This is a genomic window from Xylophilus sp. GW821-FHT01B05 (genome assembly GCA_038961845.1).
Classification (GTDB): Bacteria; Pseudomonadota; Gammaproteobacteria; order Burkholderiales; family Burkholderiaceae_C; genus Xylophilus.
Genome location: CP152408.1, coordinates 2,501,020 through 2,519,149, shown reverse-complemented (window position 1 = coordinate 2,519,149; position 18,130 = coordinate 2,501,020). Strand labels below are relative to the sequence as shown.

Annotated in this window: 16 protein-coding genes; 11 read left to right on the top strand and 5 right to left on the bottom strand. The window is 67.2% G+C overall.

Going from position 1 to position 18,130, the window contains the following annotated elements:
- The first annotated feature begins 86 nt into the window (after positions 1-86).
- Entirely contained in the window at positions 87-668 is a 582-nt protein-coding gene (locus AAFF27_11775; GenBank protein XAH25822.1) for a peroxidase-related enzyme, read from the top strand.
- Between the two features lie 56 nt (positions 669-724).
- On the opposite strand, the gene AAFF27_11770 is transcribed toward AAFF27_11775, so the two are convergent.
- Positions 725-1,378, bottom strand: a complete 654-nt coding sequence (locus AAFF27_11770) for a TetR/AcrR family transcriptional regulator (protein ID XAH25821.1) — start codon at positions 1,376-1,378, stop codon at positions 725-727.
- Positions 1,379-1,488: 110 nt separating this feature from the next.
- Between AAFF27_11770 and AAFF27_11765 the strand changes: the two genes are divergently transcribed.
- Entirely contained in the window at positions 1,489-2,361 is an 873-nt protein-coding gene (locus AAFF27_11765; GenBank protein XAH25820.1) for a metal-dependent hydrolase, read from the top strand.
- Here AAFF27_11765 and AAFF27_11760 read toward each other — a convergent pair.
- Complete coding sequence (locus tag AAFF27_11760) at positions 2,358-4,430, bottom strand: choice-of-anchor U domain-containing protein (protein ID XAH25819.1); 2,073 nt, start codon at positions 4,428-4,430, stop codon at positions 2,358-2,360. The two genes, AAFF27_11765 and AAFF27_11760, sit on opposite strands and share 4 nt — an antisense overlap.
- A 395-nt stretch (positions 4,431-4,825) precedes the next feature.
- On the bottom strand, positions 4,826-5,827 hold the full coding sequence (locus tag AAFF27_11755; protein ID XAH26221.1) for an ISAs1 family transposase: 1,002 nt from the start codon (positions 5,825-5,827) through the stop codon (positions 4,826-4,828).
- A 233-nt stretch (positions 5,828-6,060) separates the two neighbouring features.
- On the opposite strand from AAFF27_11755, the gene AAFF27_11750 reads away from it, so the two are divergent.
- Positions 6,061-6,192, top strand: a complete 132-nt coding sequence (locus tag AAFF27_11750) for a hypothetical protein (GenBank protein ID XAH25818.1) — start codon at positions 6,061-6,063, stop codon at positions 6,190-6,192.
- A 341-nt stretch (positions 6,193-6,533) separates the two neighbouring features.
- On the opposite strand, the gene AAFF27_11745 is transcribed toward AAFF27_11750, so the two are convergent.
- On the bottom strand, positions 6,534-8,390 hold the full coding sequence (locus AAFF27_11745) for an ATP-binding protein (GenBank protein ID XAH25817.1): 1,857 nt from the start codon (positions 8,388-8,390) through the stop codon (positions 6,534-6,536).
- On the bottom strand, positions 8,391-9,104 hold the full coding sequence (locus AAFF27_11740) for a response regulator transcription factor (protein XAH25816.1): 714 nt from the start codon (positions 9,102-9,104) through the stop codon (positions 8,391-8,393). It abuts the gene before it with no gap.
- Between the two features lie 313 nt (positions 9,105-9,417).
- Here AAFF27_11740 and AAFF27_11735 point away from each other — a divergent pair, with 313 nt between their 5' ends.
- From AAFF27_11735 to AAFF27_11700, 8 genes are all read left to right on the top strand, one after another.
- Positions 9,418-11,118: an electron transfer flavoprotein-ubiquinone oxidoreductase gene (locus AAFF27_11735; protein XAH25815.1), complete on the top strand. Its 1,701-nt coding sequence runs from the start codon at positions 9,418-9,420 to the stop codon at positions 11,116-11,118.
- 73 nt (positions 11,119-11,191) lie between these two features.
- Positions 11,192-12,202 (top strand): TRAP transporter substrate-binding protein, encoded by a 1,011-nt coding sequence (locus AAFF27_11730; GenBank protein XAH25814.1) that lies wholly within the window; start codon positions 11,192-11,194, stop codon positions 12,200-12,202.
- A gap of 89 nt (positions 12,203-12,291) precedes the next feature.
- Positions 12,292-12,804, top strand: coding sequence for a TRAP transporter small permease (locus AAFF27_11725; protein ID XAH25813.1), 513 nt, complete (start codon positions 12,292-12,294; stop codon positions 12,802-12,804).
- Positions 12,805-12,814: 10 nt separating this feature from the next.
- A complete protein-coding gene (locus tag AAFF27_11720) occupies positions 12,815-14,107 on the top strand; it encodes a TRAP transporter large permease (GenBank protein XAH25812.1) in 1,293 nt (430 codons plus the stop codon).
- Positions 14,108-14,177: 70 nt separating this feature from the next.
- Positions 14,178-14,552, top strand: coding sequence for a glycine cleavage system protein GcvH (gcvH, locus tag AAFF27_11715; protein XAH25811.1), 375 nt, complete (start codon positions 14,178-14,180; stop codon positions 14,550-14,552).
- Positions 14,553-14,565: 13 nt separating this feature from the next.
- Positions 14,566-16,650, top strand: a complete 2,085-nt coding sequence (locus AAFF27_11710; GenBank protein ID XAH25810.1) for an ATP-binding protein — start codon at positions 14,566-14,568, stop codon at positions 16,648-16,650.
- Positions 16,640-17,302 carry an RluA family pseudouridine synthase gene (locus tag AAFF27_11705; GenBank protein ID XAH25809.1) on the top strand — a complete coding sequence of 221 codons (663 nt, stop codon included), beginning with the start codon at positions 16,640-16,642 and terminating at the stop codon, positions 17,300-17,302. Before AAFF27_11710 ends, AAFF27_11705 begins: the two co-directional genes overlap by 11 nt.
- A 9-nt stretch (positions 17,303-17,311) precedes the next feature.
- Positions 17,312-18,067: an SDR family NAD(P)-dependent oxidoreductase gene (locus tag AAFF27_11700; GenBank protein XAH25808.1), complete on the top strand. Its 756-nt coding sequence runs from the start codon at positions 17,312-17,314 to the stop codon at positions 18,065-18,067.
- Positions 18,068-18,130 lie beyond the last annotated feature (63 nt).

Here is an 18,130-nt window from a genome sequence, read left to right as displayed (position 1 = left end):
CGTCCCATGGTAGACCCGGCATACGGCGCCAGCGTGCCGCACGAGCCCTGTGCCGCAGTGACAATAGGTAAGCAAAGGAGACACCCATGACCAGCCGCTACCCGCTTGCCGAACTGCACAAGCTGCCCGACGACATCCGCGCCCGCATCCTTGCGGTGCAAGAGAAAGCCGGCTTCATCCCCAACGTGTTCCTGGCACTGGCGCGCCGGCCGGCCGAGTGGCGAGCCTTCTTCGCCTACCACGACGCCTTGATGGAAAAGGAAGAAGGCCACCTGAGCAAGGGCGACCGCGAGATGATCGTCACCGCCACCAGCGCGGCCAACCAGTGCCTGTACTGCGTGGTGGCGCACGGCGCGCTGCTGCGCATCTACGAGAAGAAGCCGCTGGTGGCCGACCAGGTGGCGGTCAACTGGCGCAAAGCCGACATCACCCCGCGCCAGCACGCCATGCTGGCCTTTGCCATGAAGGTCTGCGACCAGTCGCACGCGGTGGACGACGCCGACTTTGCCGCGCTGCATGCCCATGGTTTTGATGACGAAGACATCTGGGACATCACCGCCATCACCGCCTTCTTCGGGCTGTCGAACCGCATCGCCAGCGTGACCGGCATGCAGCCCAATGCAGAATTTTTTCTAATGGGCCGGCTGCCGCGCGAGAAGAAGGCTTAACTCCTGAATTGATAGCTAATAGCCCAGTCTACACCTGGGCTACAGCCACTTTTTCTTTAAATTTCCGATCGCAGCAGCCCCCACACCATGCGCACCAGCTCGTCTTCAAAAGCCGGCGTGCCCAGCAGCGGTGAATCCTCCAGCGAAGCGCTGCGGATCGCGCCCATCACCGCGCGGGTGATGACAAACATCATGGCCGGGTTGGGCGGGCGCACGCCTGGGGCTTCACCGGTGTCTATCAGTTGCGCCAGTGCCATGGCGTTGCGGTCTGCGCCTTCGCGCAGCGCCTGGGTGATGTTGTCGTGGTGGTCCAGCCGCCAGGCCATGCGGATGAAGGCGCGCCGTGGCCGCGAGGTGCCGCCAAAGGCCTGCACCAGCAGCCGCACCAGCTCGCGCACGGTGGCCCGCACCTCGCGCCGCTCGGCCACGGCGCGGTCCAGCATGGACTGCAGCTCTTGCTGCACCTTGTCGCGCTGGCGGTGGATCATGGCCACCAGCACCGCCTCTTTCGACGGGAAGTACTGGTAGAGCGTGCCAATGGAGAAGCCCGCCTTCTGCGCAATGCGGTTGGTGGTCAAGGCGCCCTCGCCTTCGCTCTCCACAATCTGAGCAGTGGCGTCAAAAATGGTCTCTATGGTGCGCTGCGCGCGCGGCTGCGTGGGCTGTTTGCGCATGCGCGGCGCGGCTTCGCCGGTGCTGGGCTTCTTCATGGCGGGCTCCTGCAAAAACTGAGCACAAGGCGAGTAGCGGCCCGCGCTCAAAACTGAATAATGCTCAGAAACGCGCCGCACATCAAGCCGCGCCGCCACCGGAGAACACCATGCGCCCCACTGCCCCGCCACCTGAACGCCTGATCGTGCGCAAGCTCGAAGTCGACCTGCAACGCGGCTTTGCCCGCCACTGGCATGGCGGGCGCGCCTACCGCACCCAGTTCTTCAACGCGCTGTCGATGAGCTTCCCGGTGGGCGAGCAGTTCTTTATCGATGCGGTGCGCGACGCCGCCCGCGCCCTGCCCGCCGGGCCCGAGCACGACGCCATGCGCGAGACCGTTGCCGGCTTCATCGGCCAAGAGGCCACGCACCGCCGCATCCACGGCCTGTACAACGCCCAACTGGAGCAGCAGGGTTTGGTCAACCGCTGGCAGCACTGGGCCACGGCACGCATCGCGCGCTTTCGCAAGATGGTGAATGACCCGCGCCACGCGCTGGCCGTGACCTGTGCCTACGAGCACTTCACCGCCCTGCTGGCCGACGGCACCCTGCGCCACAGCCGCTGGCTGGACGGCGCCGATGCCGACATGCAGACCGTCTGGCGCTGGCACGCGGCCGAAGAGACCGAGCACAGCGCGGTCGCCTACGACCTCTACCAGGCGCTGGGCGGCAGCCACCAGTGGCGCGTGCGCTGGTACCTGTATGTGAGCCTGGTGTTCGCGGTGGATGCCACGCGGCAGACCGTGTCCAACCTGTGGCATGACCGCACGCTGTTCAAGCCCGGCACCTGGGCCGATGCCCTGCGCCTGTTCTGGGGCCGCGACGGCCTGGTGTGGCGCTGCGCCGGGCCCATGCTGGCTTACTTCCGGCGTGACTTTCACCCCTCGCAAGACGCGCACCCCGTGCCCGCGCAAACCCTGGCCGCCCGTTGGCTGGCCGCGCATGCGGCGGTGCTGCGGCCGGTGCGTGCACCGCAAAGTTAACGCCGCAAGCCCACCCGCTTGGCACGCCAGGCCGCCCCGCCCAGCAACAGCGTCAACAGCCCCAGCATCCACGGCGCATCCACCGGGATCGCGGTCACGCCGCCGCCGGCCACGGCCAGCACGCCCACGCCGCCCGGGTCGGTGATGCTGCCCGGGGCCGGGTCAGAGTCGCCGTCGCCGTTGTCGGTGATGCTGAAGGTGACGGTGTTGCCATTGATCGTGGCGCCCGGCAGCACAAACCAGTGCGCCGTGGCATTGGCCGCCGTGGGGCCAAACTTCCAGTACTGCGCCCCGGCCGGCAGGGCTTGCGGGTAGGTCAGTGTCAAGGTCACGCTGCTGCCGGCGGTGCAGCCGCTGGCGCTAAAGGCAAACACCCCTTGCGGGAAGCTCACCCCCGGCGGCGTGCTGGCCGGGCTGGCAAAGCCGGTGTTGCCGGGCACCAGCGTGCAGCCCGCGCCTCCCCCCGCCAGCGCCGCCGTGGCATTGCCGCCACCAGGCAAGCCGCCGGTGAAGCTGCTGAGGACGAAGCTGGCGGTCACGCTGCGCGCCTGGTCCATCGTGACGGTGCAGGTGCCGGTGCCGATACAGGCACCGCCCCAGCCGAGGAAGGTCGCGCCCGCATCGGGCGTGGCGGTCAAGGTGACGCTGGCTGCGGGCGTGGAGTCGATCGCATAGCCGGCCGTGCAGGCCGCACCACCGGCAGTTGTGCAGTTGGTGATGCTGCCTACAGCGGGCACAGGCGCAGCCCCCGCGCTGACACTGCCTGCGCCCGTCACGGCAACGTCCAGTGTGTAGTTGCCCTGTCGCCGCTCCACCGCACCCAGATCGCAGGCACTGCCCTGCGGGCGGGCCACGCCGCGCTGGTCGCTACCGGTGCAGGCGCCGCCCGCATCGATGACCGGGCTATTGGCCGCCGGCAGCATGGTGGGCGTGGGGCCACCGTTGTCCTGCAGGGGGCCGAGTAGCGGGTCAGCGGTCAACAGCGGGCCGGGGCCGGGGCACGCACCGCCGCCGCCGCCGTCACCATCGCTGGCGCAGCCCCCTTGGATCAGGCTGTTGTTGAAGGTGATCTGGGCGTTGCTACTAGTCCACGCCTGGGGACCTCTGCCAGCCGTATTGCCCCAGAACACCGAGCGGGTCACGCTGGGGCGGCTGGTGGTCGAGCCACCGCCAACGGTGTAGATCGCCCCGCCGTAGTAGACGGCTGAATTGCCGCTGAAGGTGGCGTTGGTGATGGCGGGGCTGCTGCTGCCGCTGGAGTTGCCATAGCTGTAGATCGCCCCGCCGTAGGCGGCTAAATTGCCGCTGAAGGTGGTGTTGGTGATGGCGGGGCTGCTGCTGCCGCCGGAGTCGCCATAGTTGTAGATCGCCCCGCCGTAGGTGGTGGCTGAATTGCCGCTGAAGGTGGTGTTGGTGATGGCGGGGCTGCTGCTGCCGGAGTCGCCATCGTTGAGGATCGCCCCGCCGTAGGTGGCTGCATTGCCCTGGAAGACCAGCCCGGTCAGCAACGGGCTGCACACCCTGCCCGCCCCGCGGCCATTGCAGTAGAGGCCGCCGCCCCAGTTGTTGGAGCCCCCCCCATTCGCCCGCCCCGCCGTCACCGTGAAGCCATCGACCACGGTATCGGCGCTGGTGTAGCTGCCGTTGCCGGTAGTGCGGTCCGTCCCGCCTATGACCAGCACGTGGTAGCTGTTGTCGCTGCTGTCGCCCTCCGTTCCGATGTCGCCCGAGAGCGTGGTGCTGCTGCTATCGCCGCTGCGCTCTGCCAGCGCGGTTTCCCGGCCGGTGAAGCCGCCGTAGAGCTTGAGCGGGCGGTTGATGGCAAAGCTGACCGTGCGGTCGTCGTCGGTGGTGGGTTTGTACAGGCCCTGCTGGACCCAGATCTCGTCGCAGTTGGCATTGCCCAGCGCCGCCTGCAGCGTGGTGGCCGGGGTCCAACTGCTGCCGTCGGCGGCGGCGTCGGCGTCAGCACTGCCGTCGGCGGCCACGCGGCAGATGGCGGCCTGGGCGGCGCCGTGCAGGCCCAGCAGCAGGGCCAGGGGGATGAGGAAGCGGTGCAAGGCGGGCATGGGACGGTCCTGCGCGCGCGCCCGGGATGGACACGCCAATGCCGCCGATGCTGCCCAGCTTGCAACAAGCTGTACATCCCCGAAACTAGGTAGGCCGCTGCCTGGCCGACGCGGTGGCTGCGAGGCGTTCTCGCCGGCCTTGCGTACCAAGCGTGAACCGGCGCTGTATGCAGAGAATCAAAAAAACATAGCGCTATGCCGGTGCATATCCTTCGTTTCAGGTACAAAAGTACCTGAAGTGCAGGATATATGCCGGCTTGCAGCTATTGATTGGCTAGCGCCATCTTCGTGCCACCAGGGCAATCGCATCTAAATAGGGAGCGCCATCCCCAAGAGGTGCTCCAGATAAGACGTGCTCCACCCCGCGCGCTTGCGCTTGGCCTGGACGCCGACCTTCACCGATGTATCGCTCTTGAGCATCTGCAAGGCCATGCTCCGCAGCAGGGTCTGGTTATGCGGGCCCTGGTCCTTATAGGACTGCGCAGCATCCTCGCGCAGGCCCACATCCAGGCTCCAGTGCAACTGGTTCTCCACACTCCAGTGCGCACGGATGCTGTGCGCCAGCACATGTACAGCCGTGTGCGCCGGCAGGCTTGAGGGTAGTAGCTGACTTCTTCGCTCATGGGTTTGTCTGCCCGCTGGCGCTGGCGTACCACCTGTACCACGCTCGATAGCCCCGGCCAGTGGGCTGCAGCCCGCTGCAGCGCCGCAGGAATGGGGCTCACCCGGTAGCTGCGCTGCTCACGCCTCCCATGGCCCACGCAGCTTTCGGCATAGGTATTGCCCTCCTGCGCGTCGCTCACCGCTGCAAAGTGCTTTTGCACGACGCCGTGCATGTGCGGCTGGTTGGCCTTCAGGCTGAGGACATAGTCCGCACCATGTGCGTGTAGTTGCCCGGCAATGCTCTTTTGGCAACCGATGGCATCGATGGTGACGATGCAGCCCTTCAGGTGCAGCAAGCGCAGTAGCTCAGGGATGGCGGTGATCTCGTTGCTCTTGCCATCGACCTTGCGCTGCCCCAGCAGCAGTCCCATGTCGGCGGCCCAGGCGCTGACCATGTGCAGTGCCTTGGGGGCATCGCCCTTGCGGCTGCCGCGTACGCTTTTGCCATCAATGGCAACGCTGCCTTGCACCTGGCCTGCGAGCTGCTGCAGCCAGCGCTGGCAGGCTTGTTCCAGCTCCTGGGCATCGAGCAGGCGAAACACCCGGGCAAAGGTGTCGTGTGAGGCGATGCCCGAGGGCATGGGTACGAAGCGGGCGAACCAGTCCTGGTGCAGTTCCCCAAACTCGGCCACTTCCACCCAGTTGTCTGCCCCTGCGAGGGTGGCGCACAGCGCTATCGCCAGGATGGACTGCAGCTCATGGCGGCGCGTGCGAGGGGTGCGGGGATCGGGGATCGGGGATCGGGGATGCTTTGCAGGTGTTGCAGCAGGCTCATCGGGGTAGCGCTTGGGGGACTCATCAAGCGCTGCAGTTTCCCTCAGCTTGGAGGACCGATTTTTTTAGATGCGATTGCCCTGCGTGAGGGTGCCGGCCTGGGCCGCGCCGGCAACGCCTGCCAGCAACGTCAGGGCCAGAGTGCGGAGTGCGGCGGGCGGGGCGAGAAGGCTAGTGTCGTGTCAAGCGTGAGGTGACGGATGGGTGCGAAGGCATCGGCGTGCAGCGCAAGGCGCAGGCCGCCGCCCAGGCTTTACGCCTGGGCAAGGGCTGCAACGCAGCGATGCGCGGCGAGGGCAAGCGCACACCGGCAGATCATGCTTGACGCGACACTAGAGTTCATGCGGGGCTGCCTTGCGAAGGTTGGCGAAAAGTTTTTGGTCAAAAATGGCATTAACCCATACCCCACCTGGGCTACCAGCTATCAATAGATGAGCATGACCCCGGTGGCACCGGGCCGCAGCCGGTCGGCGTGGGGCCCCGCCTCCAGCATGGCTGGGCGGCTGCAGGTGGCGCAGCAGTCTCCCCCGGCGGCGCCGGGAGGGAAATACCTAGAACTAGGTAATTTGCACGGCGGGTAGCGTGTGCGGTGCCCCCGCCAGCAACGCGGCTACGGCAACGGCCGCGCGCCGTGTAGATCGCCTGGCGCCCGGGTATGGGTGCAGCTCAGGGCGCCAATGCGCTGGCCGGCCAGGGCATGCACAGTGCGACCACGGTCTGGCCGGGCCGGGAGGCCAAGCTGAGGCGGCCGTCCAGGCGCTGCGCGCGCAGGCGCAGGCTGTGCAGGCCGGTGCCAGAGTGCGCCGGGTCGGCGTTGGCGTCAAAGCCCACGCCGTTGTCGGTGACGGTGAGCACCAGGTTGGCCGCGTCTTGCCGGATGTCGATGTCGACCCGGCTGGCGCCGCTGTGCTTGAGCACATTGGTCACGGCTTCTTGCAGCACCCGCACCAGGTCCAGGCCCTGGGCCGCGCGCACCGAGCGCTGGGCCGCGGCGTCGTCAATGTGCCAATGGCAGGCGATGCGCTGGCCTTCGCACAGACGCGTGAGGCGGTGGCGCGGCGGAGCGAGCAGCTCGCCCAGGGCGTGGTCGCCCAACTGCTGGCTGGCGCCGATGTCGACGGTAATGCGCAGTTCGTCGCGCAGCTCCTTCAAGATGCCCAGAAAGCGCGCGGCCGGCACGCCGCCTTCGGCGTGTTCCATGGCGGCGATGCTACTGACCAGGGTGCCGCCCAGCCCGTCGTGCAGGTCATGCGCCAGGCTGTTGCGTTCGGTGAGGCGGGCATTGGCCACCTCCAGCGTGTGCTGGCGCTGCAGGGTGAGGGCCAGTTCTTCGCGGGCGGCAGCGACCTTGGCCGCGAGTTCGTCGCTGAAGCGCTCGATGCGCCCCAGGCTGGCAGCAAAGCGCCAGGCCAGCACCAGGGCCATGCCCAGCATCTCCAGCTGGGAGGTGTAGACGGTGTAGTGGATATCGCTGTTCACCCAGCCGGCCAGCAACAGGATGTCGTGCACGCCGGCGACGATGGACACGGACATGACCAGGCTCAGGATGCGGTGGTCGGTGCGCCGGCTGTACCAGGTGTGCCGCAGCAACAAGAAGCAAGCGCCAAAGAAGGTGAAGCAGACCGACCACGAGATGAGCTGCTGCACGCTGGCAATCTGCGCAACGGGCACCCAGGCTATCAATGCCACGCCAGCGGCCACGGCCAGCCAGAGTGCCCGCTCCAGGCGGCGCCAGCGCTGTTCACAGAAGCGCAGCATGAAGACCAGGAACAGCGCGTTGTGCAGCAAGAACAGCGTGATGACGCCACGGTGCCAGGCGTAGGTGTCGGCGAATGGCCAGGGGCTGGTGGTGTAGTTCTGCAGAAAAATCTGCCACCACCACACCCCGGCCATCAGGCTGAACCAGCCGTGGACCACCTCTTGGCGGCGCATCAGCCACAAGACCAGGAAGAAGCCCCAGAGGGTGAGGGTCATCGCCAGGTTGAAGACTTGTTGGTCGCGGCTTTGCTGCAAGGCCTCGTAGGCGGCCTGGAGCTGCGCCGGGTCGCCCAGCCGCACCGGCCCCAGGCCCGGCCGGTACGCCGCCAGCCCCGACACGCGCACCAGCAGCGTGTTGGGGCCGGCCCGCAGGGTGGGAGCGGAGAGCAGCCAGTAGCGCGGGATGCTGCGGGCGCGGGTAAGCGGCTCGACCAGTTGCGGGTCGCGCCCCAGCAGGCTGCCGTTGAGCGACACCGCGCCGGCCATGCTCAGGTAGTCCAGCAGCAGGCCCAATGGGGCGTCGGTGCTTGCCTGGGACCAGGTCAGCCGGTACCAGACCACGCCGTCAAAGCCGGGCCAGCGCGTGGTCCAGGCATCAGGCAGTGTGGCTTCGGTCCAGCCGGTGTCGGGCGGCTGCTGCGCCGACCAGTCGGCGCGCACGGCTTCGATGCGGTCGAACGCCGGTGCGCTGGCGGCAGCCGGCAGGGCCCACAGCAGCATCAGCAGCGCTGCGGCCCACGCGACCTGCCAGCGGACGCTCTTCATTTAAGGCAGCAGCCCGGAGCCGCGCGCCTCGAACACCGCCTGGGTGCGTGAAGTCACCGCCAGCTTCTTGTAGATGTTCTTGATGTGGCATTCCACGGTCAGCCGCGACAGGGCCAGGCTCTCCGCGATGTCGCGGTTGGTCAGGCCCTGCCCCACCAGGTCGAGGATCTCCAGCTCGCGCCGGCTGAGCCGCGGGCTGGGCACGGCCGGGCGGACTGGGCTTGCCGGGTCCAGCAGCGCCAGGATGCGCTTGGCCACAAAAGGGTCTATCGGTGCGCCGCCGCGCAGCGCGCTGCGTATCGACAGGGCGATCTCTATGTCCTCGCGCTCCTTGAGCAGGTAGCCGGTGGCGCCGGCCTGCAGCGCCGTGACGATGACCTGTTCAGAGCGCCAGGCCGAGACCACCAGCAGCGGCAGGGCCGGGTCGCGCAGGTGCAGTTCGCGGATCAGGTCGATGCCGCTGCCGTCGGGCAGGCCGATGTCGATCAGCGCCATGGCAAAGGGCTGCTCGGCCAGCAGGCCATGGGCCTCGACGATGCTGCCGGCAAAGCTCAGTGCCTCTGCGACATAGCCCAGGGATATCAGGATGGCGGCCATCCGCTCTTGCATGATGGGGTCGTCCTCCACGATGAGCAGCGGGCCGGGCAGCAACGGCTCCAGGGCAGCAGGCGCGGCCGGGGCAGGCAGGTGCGACGAAGAGGTAGGCAAGGTCATAGGCTATGAAGCGGCAAGGCATGCCAGCCTGACACAGTTGGCCCCATCGACCAATCCCTGAAATCAGGTAATTTGCAAGCGCCAAGGGAAATCCCGAGGCTGCTCGTGCACGGATGCTGCAGGCCATGGAGCGGGATCTTTTGACGGGCTTGAATATGAGCGCAGCGCATGGGCCTTGGCCTGCCGAATAAAATCAGTCGCACAGTAGAGCGTGTTATGCACTGCATTTCTGCAGACCTGAAGAAAGTGCATGACATATGGCCCAGGAGCCGGCCAAACCCATAACCCGATTACACGACGAGAAGAGACTTTCATGACCCACGACGAGATCCTTGCCCAGTTCGGTCCCCGCGAAGCCATGGAGTACGACGTAGTTGTCGTCGGGGGCGGCCCCGCTGGGCTGTCTACCGCCATCCGGCTCAAGCAGCTTGCGGCAGAGAAAGGGAGCGAGATCTCCGTCGTGGTGCTGGAGAAGGGCTCTGAGCCCGGCGCCCACATCCTCTCGGGCGCCATCATGGACCCGCGCGCGCTGACCGAGCTGTTCCCCGACTGGAAGGCCATGGGCGCACCGCTGAACCAGCCGGTGACCGAAGACGCCTTCCTGCTCTTTAGCGAGAAGAGCGCCATCCGCACGCCCAACGTCCTGCTGCCGCACTGCTTCCACAACGAGGGCAACTACATCATCAGCCTGGGCAACGTCACGCGCTGGCTGGCGCAGCAGGCCGAGAACCTGGGCGTGGAAATCTTCCCCGGCTTCCCCGCGGCCGAAGTGCTCTACAACGAAGACGGCTCGGTCAAGGGCGTGGCCACCGGCAACATGGGCATAGGCAAGGACGGCGAGCCGACCGAGAACTTCCAGCTGGGCATGGAGCTGCACGCCAAGTACACGGTGTTTGCCGAAGGCGCGCGCGGCCACCTGGGCCGCCAGTTGATCGAAAAATTTGCGCTGGCCAAGGACAGCGACCCGCAAAGCTACGGCATTGGCATCAAGGAGCTGTGGGAGATCGACCCGGCGCGCCACCAGCCCGGCCTGGTGGTGCACGGCGCGGGCTGGCCGCTGGCGGCCGACACCTATGGCGGCGGCTTCCTCTACCACGCAGAAGACAACAAGATCGTCGTCGGCTTTGTCGTGGGCCTGGATTACCAAAACCCTTACCTGAGCCCATTCGAAGAGTTCCAGCGCTTCAAGACGCACCCCAACATCCGCTGGTACTTCGAGGGCAAGGACGGCGCCAAGCCAGCCAAGCGCATCAGCTACGGCGCGCGCGCCATCACGGCGGGCGGCCTGCTGGCCCTGCCCAAGACGGTGTTCCCGGGCGGCGCGCTGGTGGGCTGCGAGGCCGGCTACCTGAACGTGAGCCGCATCAAGGGCAGCCACGCCGCGATCAAGACCGGCATGCTGGCCGCAGAAGCCGCGTTTGACGCCGTCACCGCCGGCCGCCAGCACGACGAGCTGAGTGCCTACCCCGAGGCCTTCAAGAAGAGCTGGCTGTTCGAAGAGCTCAACAAAGACCGCAACTTCAAGACCTGGTTCAAGAAGGGCCGCACGGTCGCCATCATGATGACCGGCATCGAGCAAAAGCTGCTGGGCGGCAACATCCCCTGGACCATCCACCGCCGCGAGGCCGACCATTCGCGGCTCAAGCCGGCCTCGGCCTTCAAGCCGATCCGCTACGCCAAGCCCGACGGCAAGCTGACCTTCGACCGGCTCTCCAGCGTGTTCGTGAGCAACACCAACCACGAAGAAAACCAGCCGGCGCACCTGACGCTGAAAGACCCCACGGTGCCCACGCGCATCAACCTGCCCGAGTACGCCGGCCCAGAAGGCCGCTACTGCCCGGCCGGTGTCTATGAGTTCGTGCCGGACGAAGCCACCGAGGGCAAATCCGACCGCCTGCAGATCAACGCGCAGAACTGCGTGCACTGCAAGACCTGCGACATCAAGGACCCCACGCAGAACATCGTCTGGGTCACGCCCGAGGGCGGCGGCGGGCCGAACTACTCGGGCATGTAATCCACGAAAACCCCGATGCTGCACTGCGGCAGCGCTCCCCATAATGCTTTGCATTACAACAAGGAGACTCCGCATGTCCTTTTCCCCGCGTGCCTTCCCGCATGCCACGCGTGCGGTGCTGTCCGCCGCCGCGCTGGCGCTGCTCCAGGGCCTGCTGCCTGCGGCGGCGCAGGCCCAGACCACCACGCTCAAGATCGGCTACGCCACCTCCAAGGATTCGCACTACGGCGTGGGCTCCACGGTGTTCTGCGACGAGGTCGAGAAAAACACCCAGGGCCGCTACAAGTGCCAGCACTTCGCCAACTCGGCGCTGGGCGGCGAGCGCGAGCAGATCGAGGCAATCCAGCTCGGCACGCTGGACCTGCTCAACACCTCCACCGGGCCGGTCGGCAACTTCGTGCCAGAGATGCGCATCGTCGACCTGCCCTTCCTGTTCCGTGACTACGGCCATGCACGCAAGGTGATGGACGGCCCGATCGGCCAGGGCATGCTGGCCCAGTTCCCCAAGCACGGCATCATCGCGCTGGCCTGGACGGAAAACGGCTTTCGCCAGATGACCAACAGCAAGCGCGACATCGTCAAGCCCAGCGACGCCGCCGGCCTGAAGATGCGCACCATGGAGAACAAGGTGCACATGGAGGGCTACCGCACCTTCGGCATCTTGCCCACGCCCATGGCCTTCCCCGAGCTGTTCGGCGCGCTGCAGCAGGGCACGGTGGACGGCCAGGAGAACCCGGTGCCGGTGATCCTGTCGTCCAAGTTTGCGCAGGTGCAAAAGCACATGTCGCTGACCAACCACGTGTATTCGCCCGCGCTGCTGCTGATGTCGCCGCGCACCTGGAACAAGCTGTCAGACGCCGACAAGCAGGTGTTCCTGGCGGCGGCCAAGAGCGGCTCCACTGCGCAGCGCAAGAAGGTCAACGACGACGAGGAAAACGGCATCGCCCAACTGGAGAAGGCCGGCATGACGGTCACCCGCAACGTCGACGGCGCGGCCTTCCGCGAGGCGATCAAACCCGCCTACGTCAACTACGCCAAGGAGTTTGGCGCGGACAACATCAAGAAGATCCAGGACGTGCAGTGAAGGGCGCGTTCTAACTGCCCCTGTCGCCGCCCGATGGTCACCAAACCGTCGGGCGGCTTTGTTTTGACCTGTCACAAAGAACACGCAACGTGCAAGCCTTCGAACGCTACTTCCTTGGCGCCAACCGCTGGGCGCTGATCCTGCTGCTGGCGGCCATGTCGCTCATCATCTTCGTCAATGTGGCGCTGCGCTACCTCACCAACCAGTCGCTCGAATGGGCCGAAGAGGTGTCGCGCCACATGATGATCTGGCTCACCTTCCTGGGTGCCGGCCCGGTGCTGCGCTACGGCGGCCACATCGCCGTGGAGAACCTGCAGGACGCGCTGCCGCGCGCCGGCGGCATTGCCATCCGGGTGCTGGTGGCGGCACTGCTGTTTGGCTTCTTCGGCTTCATGGTCTGGTATGGCTGGCTCTATATGGAGCGCACCATGTTCCAGCTGACGGCCGTGACGCAGATCCCGTTTGCCTGGATCTATGCCGCCATGCCCATCGGCGGCGTGCTGCTGATCGTGCACCTTCTGCTGGTGGTGCGCGGCTACGTGCTGCGCCGCGAATTTGCATCAGACGAGCACTTCGACGCCAATGCGTCGGCGTCGCTGTAGGGGCTTCGCCATGGATGCAAGCGTTGTTCTGATCGTTTCCGCCTGCGTGTTTCTTGCCATTGGCGTGCCGGTGGCCTTTGCGCTGGGGCTGGCCACTGCGGCCACGCTGATCCTGGCCGAGAGCTACCCGCTGCTGGTGCTGCTGAAAGAGACCTTCACCGGCGTCGACAGCTTTCCGCTGATGGCCGTGCCCTTCTTCATCCTGGCGGCAGAGCTGATGAGCGGCGGCTCGCTGACCGAGGTGCTGCTGAAGTTCGCCGGCCAGTTCGTGGGCCACAAGCGCGGCGGGCTGGGCTATACCAATGTGGTGTCGCTGACCTTCTTCTCAGGCATATCGGGCTCGGCGCTGGCAGATGCGGCGGGCCCGGGCTCGATGCTGATCAAGATGATGGACCGCGCTGGCTACGACCGCTCTTATGCGGCGGCGCTGACGGCTTCCACCGCCATCGTCGGGCCGATCATCCCGCCCTCGATCATCATGATCATCTACGCGCTGCAGGACGAGACGGTGTCGGTGGGCGCGCTGTTCGTCGCCGGGATCCTGCCCGGCATCTTGATCGCGGTGGCCATGTGCGTGGTCAATTTCTACGTCTCCAAGAAGCGCAACTACCGGGGCGATGGCAAGTTGCCGCCGCTGGCCGACATCCTGCGCACCACCTGGAAGGCGCTGCCCGCCATTTTGCTGCCGGTGGTGATCCTGGGCGGCATGCGCGCGGGCTGGTTCACGCCCACCGAGGCCTCGGTGGTGGCGGTGTTCTATGCGCTGATCTGCGGCAAGTACGTCTACCGCACGCTGCAGTGGAAGGCGGTGCCCGAGATCCTCTCGCGCTCGGCGCTGCTGTCGGCCTCGGTGCTGATCATCATCGGGCTGTCGGCCTCGTTTGCCTGGGTGCTGACCATCGAGGGCGTGCCGCAGGCCATGGCCGAATGGCTGGTGGGCATGAACCTGTCGCCGTGGATGTTCCTGATCATCGTGAACGTCTTCCTGCTGCTGTTTGGCATCTTCATCGAGCCGCTGCCGGGCGTGATGGTGCTGGCGCCCATCCTGGCGCCGGTGGCGGTCAAGCTGGGCGTGGACCCGGTGCACTTCGCCATGATCGTCATCTACAACCTCACGCTGGGCATGATCACGCCGCCGGTGGGCGGGCTGCTGTTTGTCACCTGCAACGTGTCCAAGGTGCCGATGACGCAACTGGTGCGCGAGCTGGTGCCCTTCCTCTGGGCGCATGGGGCGGTGCTGGTGCTGCTGACCTTCGTCCCGGCGTTCTCCACCTGGCTGCCAAGGCTGTGGGGCTTCCAATAGCTTGACAGCGGCATACTTGGCGGTTTTGGCTGGCCGTGCGCGCCGGCCACGTTCTTCCAGGAGCCCCGCCATGACCGTCAAATATTCCCGCGAGCACCAATGGATCGACAGCGCCGACCATGAGTCGGCCACCGTCGGCATCACCTTGCACGCCCAGGAGACCCTGGGCGACATCGTGTTTGTCGACCTGCCGGAGATCGGCAAAGTCTTCAAGCAAGGCGAGATTGCCGCCGTGGTCGAGTCGGTCAAGACCGCCGCCGACGTGTTCATGCCAGCGTCCGGCCGGATCGTCGAGGTGAACGAAGCCCTGCGCGACGACCCCGCCCTGGCCAACCGCGACCCTATGGGCCAGGCCTGGTTCTTCAAGGTATCGCTGTCGGACACGCTGGAGCTGGACGCCCTGCTCGACGAGCCCACCTACACGCAGTTCGCCAAGGACGCTTGAGCGGCTCTGTCCCATGGCCAAGGTATCGCAGCACAAGCCCAGGCCGGGTGCCACGCCGCGGCATGAAGAACTGCGGCGGCTGGTAGGCGAGCTGGAGGCGCAGAACAAGGTGCTGCGCTACAGCAGCGCCGCGGCCGAGGGCGCCTCCGAGCGTTTCGAGACCTTGTTTGCCAGCGTGCCACTGGCGCTGATGGTGCTCGACGGGCACGACATGGTGACCCAGGGCAATGCCATGGCGCAGCGCATGTTCCAGCCCACCGAGCGCGACCGCCCGCTGATCTCGCTGATGCCCTTCGTCAGCGCCGGCCATGCGGCCAAGGTCAGGCATTGCTTCGAAGAGGCGCTGCACCAGGGCCACGGCGAGGCAGCCGAGGTGGTGTTCAACATCGGCAATGCCGCCATCACCGGCGACCTGCACGTGCGCCGGCTCGACACACCGCACGAGGCCGGCGACACCACGGCGCATTTCATCTGCGCGGTGGTGGACCAGGGCCCGCTGCTGGCCGAGCGCCGCGCGCTGCAGCAAAGCGCCATGGCGCTGCAAGAGCGCAACGAGCAGCTCTACCAGGGCGAGCGGCGGCTGGAGGCGGTCATCAACTCCGCGCTGGACGCCATCATCTGCGTCGACCAGGACCAGCGCATCACGGTGTTCAACCCGACCGCCGCCGCGCTGTTCCAGTGCTCGCCGGCCGACGCGCTGGGCAGCCCGCTGGAGCGCTTCTTGCCGGACTCGGCCCAGGCGCTGGCCTTTGCGCAGATATCGACCCAGGCGATGCTGGGCGAGCGCACCGCGCGCACCGCAGGCGGGCGCGAGCTGTCGGTGGAGATCAGCGTGTCTTTCGAGCGCCACTCCGGCGGCGAGACCACCACCGTCTTCGCGCGCGACCTGACCGGCCGCAAGAAGGCCGAGGCGCACCGCGCGGTACTGGAGGCGCAACTGCGCGAGTCGCAAAAGATGCAGGCCATGGGCACGCTGGCCGGCGGCATTGCGCATGACTTCAACAACATCCTCTCGGCCATCCTGGGCAATGTCGAGCTGGCCCGGGCCGACCTGAACGCCGACTCGCCCGCCCTGGAAAGCCTGGAAGAAATCGGCAAGGCCGGCCGCCGCGCGCGCGACCTGGTGCGCCAGATCCTGACCTTCAGCCGCAACGAGCCCACCCAGCACGCGGCGGTATCGCTGGAAGACGTGGTGCAGGAAACCGAGCGCCTGCTGCGCGTCACCCTGCCGCCAGCGGTGGGCCTGCACATACAGATCGCCCCCGACCTGCCGCCCGTGGCGGGCGACGCCACGCAGATCGAGCAGGCCCTGCTCAACCTCTGCACCAACGCCATTCAGGCGATAGGCGATGCACGCGGCACGGTGCTGGTAGAGCTCCAGACCACACGCCCCGACGCCCGCCTGTGCGAGCGCCTGGGCCTGGCGCCCGGCGTCTATGCCACGCTGGCCGTGCATGACACCGGCGCCGGCATAGACGCCGCCACGCTGGCGCGCATCTTCGAGCCCTTCTTCACCACCAAGGACGTTGGCAAGGGCACCGGCCTGGGCCTGTCGGTGGTGCACGGCGTGATGCGCAGCCACCAGGGCGCCACCGACGTGCGCAGCGTGCCCGGGCGCGGCAGCGTCTTCACGCTGTACTTCCCGGCCGCCTCTGCCATGGGCCTGCCCCCCCGCAGCACGCCAGAGCGGCCCGCCCCGGCCAGCAACGCCGCCCATTCCGGCCGCCATGTGATGTATGTGGACGACGACCACGCGCTGGTGTTTCTGGTCGAGCGCCTGCTGCGCCGCCGGGGCTTCAGGGTCACCGGGTTTTCTGACCCGCGCGAGGCCGAGCGCGCGCTGCGCGCCGAGCCGCACAGCTTCGACCTGCTGGTGACCGACTACAGCATGCCGGGCTACAGCGGCATCGACCTGCTGCGCGAAGCGCTCAGCATCCGCGCCGACCTGCCGGTGGCACTGGCCTCGGGCTATGTCACCGCCGAGATCGAAGCCGCCGCGCGCGAGGCCGGCGCGCGCGCCCTGATCCACAAACCCAACGACGTGGAAGAGCTGTGCGCCACCGTGCAGCGCCTGGTACAGAAGGGAGATGGTGTCTGAGCCGGCGGCGCCCGAGGCGCTGTACCTAGACGACGACCTGCTGGTGGTCGACAAGCCCGCCGGGCTGCTGGCCGTGCCCGGCCGCGGCCCGGACAAGGCCGACTGCCTCAGCGCCCGGGTACAGGCCGCCTGGCCCGGCGCGCTGGTGGTGCACCGGCTGGACATGGCGACCTCGGGCCTGGTCGTCTTCGCCCGCCATGCCGAGGCCCAGCGCCGCCTGGGCCACGCCTTTGCCACGCGCGCCGTGGACAAGCGCTATGTGGCGGTGGTCGATGGCGCGCCGGCAGCCGCACCGCTGGATGCCGAAGACTGGTCCCTGATAGACCTGCCGCTGGCTGCCGACTGGCCCAATCGCCCGCTGCAAAAGGTCGATACGCAAGACGGCAAACCCAGCAGCACCCACTGGCGCCTGCTGGCCCTGGAAGACGCGGGCCGCGCGGCGCGCCTGGAGCTGGCCCCACTCACCGGCCGCACCCACCAGCTACGCGTGCACCTGCAGGCCATCGGCCACCCGATTTTGGGCGACATGCTCTATGCCGGCGCGGCAGCGCAATTGCGCGCGCCGCGCCTGCTGCTGCATGCTGCGGCCCTGGCTTTTGCGCAGCCCATGAGCGGCGCCCCACTACGCTTCAGCAGCCCCGTGCCGTTCTAGGAACACACCATGACGCTCCCGCACCTCTACATCCTCACCGGCGCATCGCGCGGCATGGGCCGCGCCATGGCCGAGCAATTGCTGCAGCCGGGCCAGCACGTGATCGGCATCTCGCGCAGCACAGACGCGGCGCTGGCCAGCCATGCGCTCCGCTACAAGGTGGTGCTGGAGCAATGGGAGCACGACCTGCAGGACGCCGGCCCCGCCGTGCAGCAACTGCAGGACCGCCTGGCCGGCAGCAGCGCGCCCTGGTCCGGCGCCACGCTGATCAACAACGCGGGCGTGATCCCGGCCGTGGTGCCGCTGCACGACGCGGGTGACGAGGAAACGGCACGCGCCCTGCGCGTAGGACTGGAGGCCGCAATGCGGCTGACCGCCGCCTTTCTGGGCGCCACGCGCAATTGGAAGCTGCCGCGCCGGGTGCTCAATATCTCGTCCGGCCTGGGCCGGCGGCCGATGGCCTCGCAGGCCGCCTATTGCGCGGCCAAGGCCGGCATGGACATGTTCACCCGCTGCACCGCGCTGGACGAAGCCCGGCTGCCCCACGGCGCCCGCCTGTGCGCGCTGGCCCCGGGCGTGATCGACACCGACATGCAACAGCACCTGCGCAGCGCCAACGCCAGCGCCTTCCCCGACCGGGCGCGCTTTGAAGCCCTGCGCGCCGAACACCGCCTGCTGTCGCCACCGGAAGCCGCCACGCGCGTGCTGGCCTACCTGGCACGCGCAGACTTTGGCGACGAGGCGGTGGCCGATGTGCGGGATTGATGCCGGCTAGCTATCGAATAAATAGCTAATAGCCCAGACAGGTATTGGGCTACAGGCACTTTT

What these genes read in the sequence shown, in the direction of transcription:
- AAFF27_11775 (XAH25822.1), top strand. Translation starts at nt 87, where the DNA reads ATGACCAGCCGCTACCCGCTTGCCGAACTGCACAAGCTGCCCGACGAC.
- AAFF27_11770 (XAH25821.1), bottom strand. Translation starts at nt 1,378, where the DNA reads ATGAAGAAGCCCAGCACCGGCGAAGCCGCGCCGCGCATGCGCAAACAG.
- AAFF27_11765 (XAH25820.1), top strand. Translation starts at nt 1,489, where the DNA reads ATGCGCCCCACTGCCCCGCCACCTGAACGCCTGATCGTGCGCAAGCTC.
- AAFF27_11760 (XAH25819.1), bottom strand. Translation starts at nt 4,430, where the DNA reads ATGCCCGCCTTGCACCGCTTCCTCATCCCCCTGGCCCTGCTGCTGGGC.
- AAFF27_11745 (XAH25817.1), bottom strand. Translation starts at nt 8,390, where the DNA reads ATGAAGAGCGTCCGCTGGCAGGTCGCGTGGGCCGCAGCGCTGCTGATG.
- AAFF27_11740 (XAH25816.1), bottom strand. Translation starts at nt 9,104, where the DNA reads ATGACCTTGCCTACCTCTTCGTCGCACCTGCCTGCCCCGGCCGCGCCT.
- AAFF27_11735 (XAH25815.1), top strand. Translation starts at nt 9,418, where the DNA reads ATGACCCACGACGAGATCCTTGCCCAGTTCGGTCCCCGCGAAGCCATG.
- AAFF27_11730 (XAH25814.1), top strand. Translation starts at nt 11,192, where the DNA reads ATGTCCTTTTCCCCGCGTGCCTTCCCGCATGCCACGCGTGCGGTGCTG.
- AAFF27_11720 (XAH25812.1), top strand. Translation starts at nt 12,815, where the DNA reads ATGGATGCAAGCGTTGTTCTGATCGTTTCCGCCTGCGTGTTTCTTGCC.
- gcvH (XAH25811.1), top strand. Translation starts at nt 14,178, where the DNA reads ATGACCGTCAAATATTCCCGCGAGCACCAATGGATCGACAGCGCCGAC.
- AAFF27_11710 (XAH25810.1), top strand. Translation starts at nt 14,566, where the DNA reads ATGGCCAAGGTATCGCAGCACAAGCCCAGGCCGGGTGCCACGCCGCGG.
- AAFF27_11705 (XAH25809.1), top strand. Translation starts at nt 16,640, where the DNA reads ATGGTGTCTGAGCCGGCGGCGCCCGAGGCGCTGTACCTAGACGACGAC.
- AAFF27_11700 (XAH25808.1), top strand. Translation starts at nt 17,312, where the DNA reads ATGACGCTCCCGCACCTCTACATCCTCACCGGCGCATCGCGCGGCATG.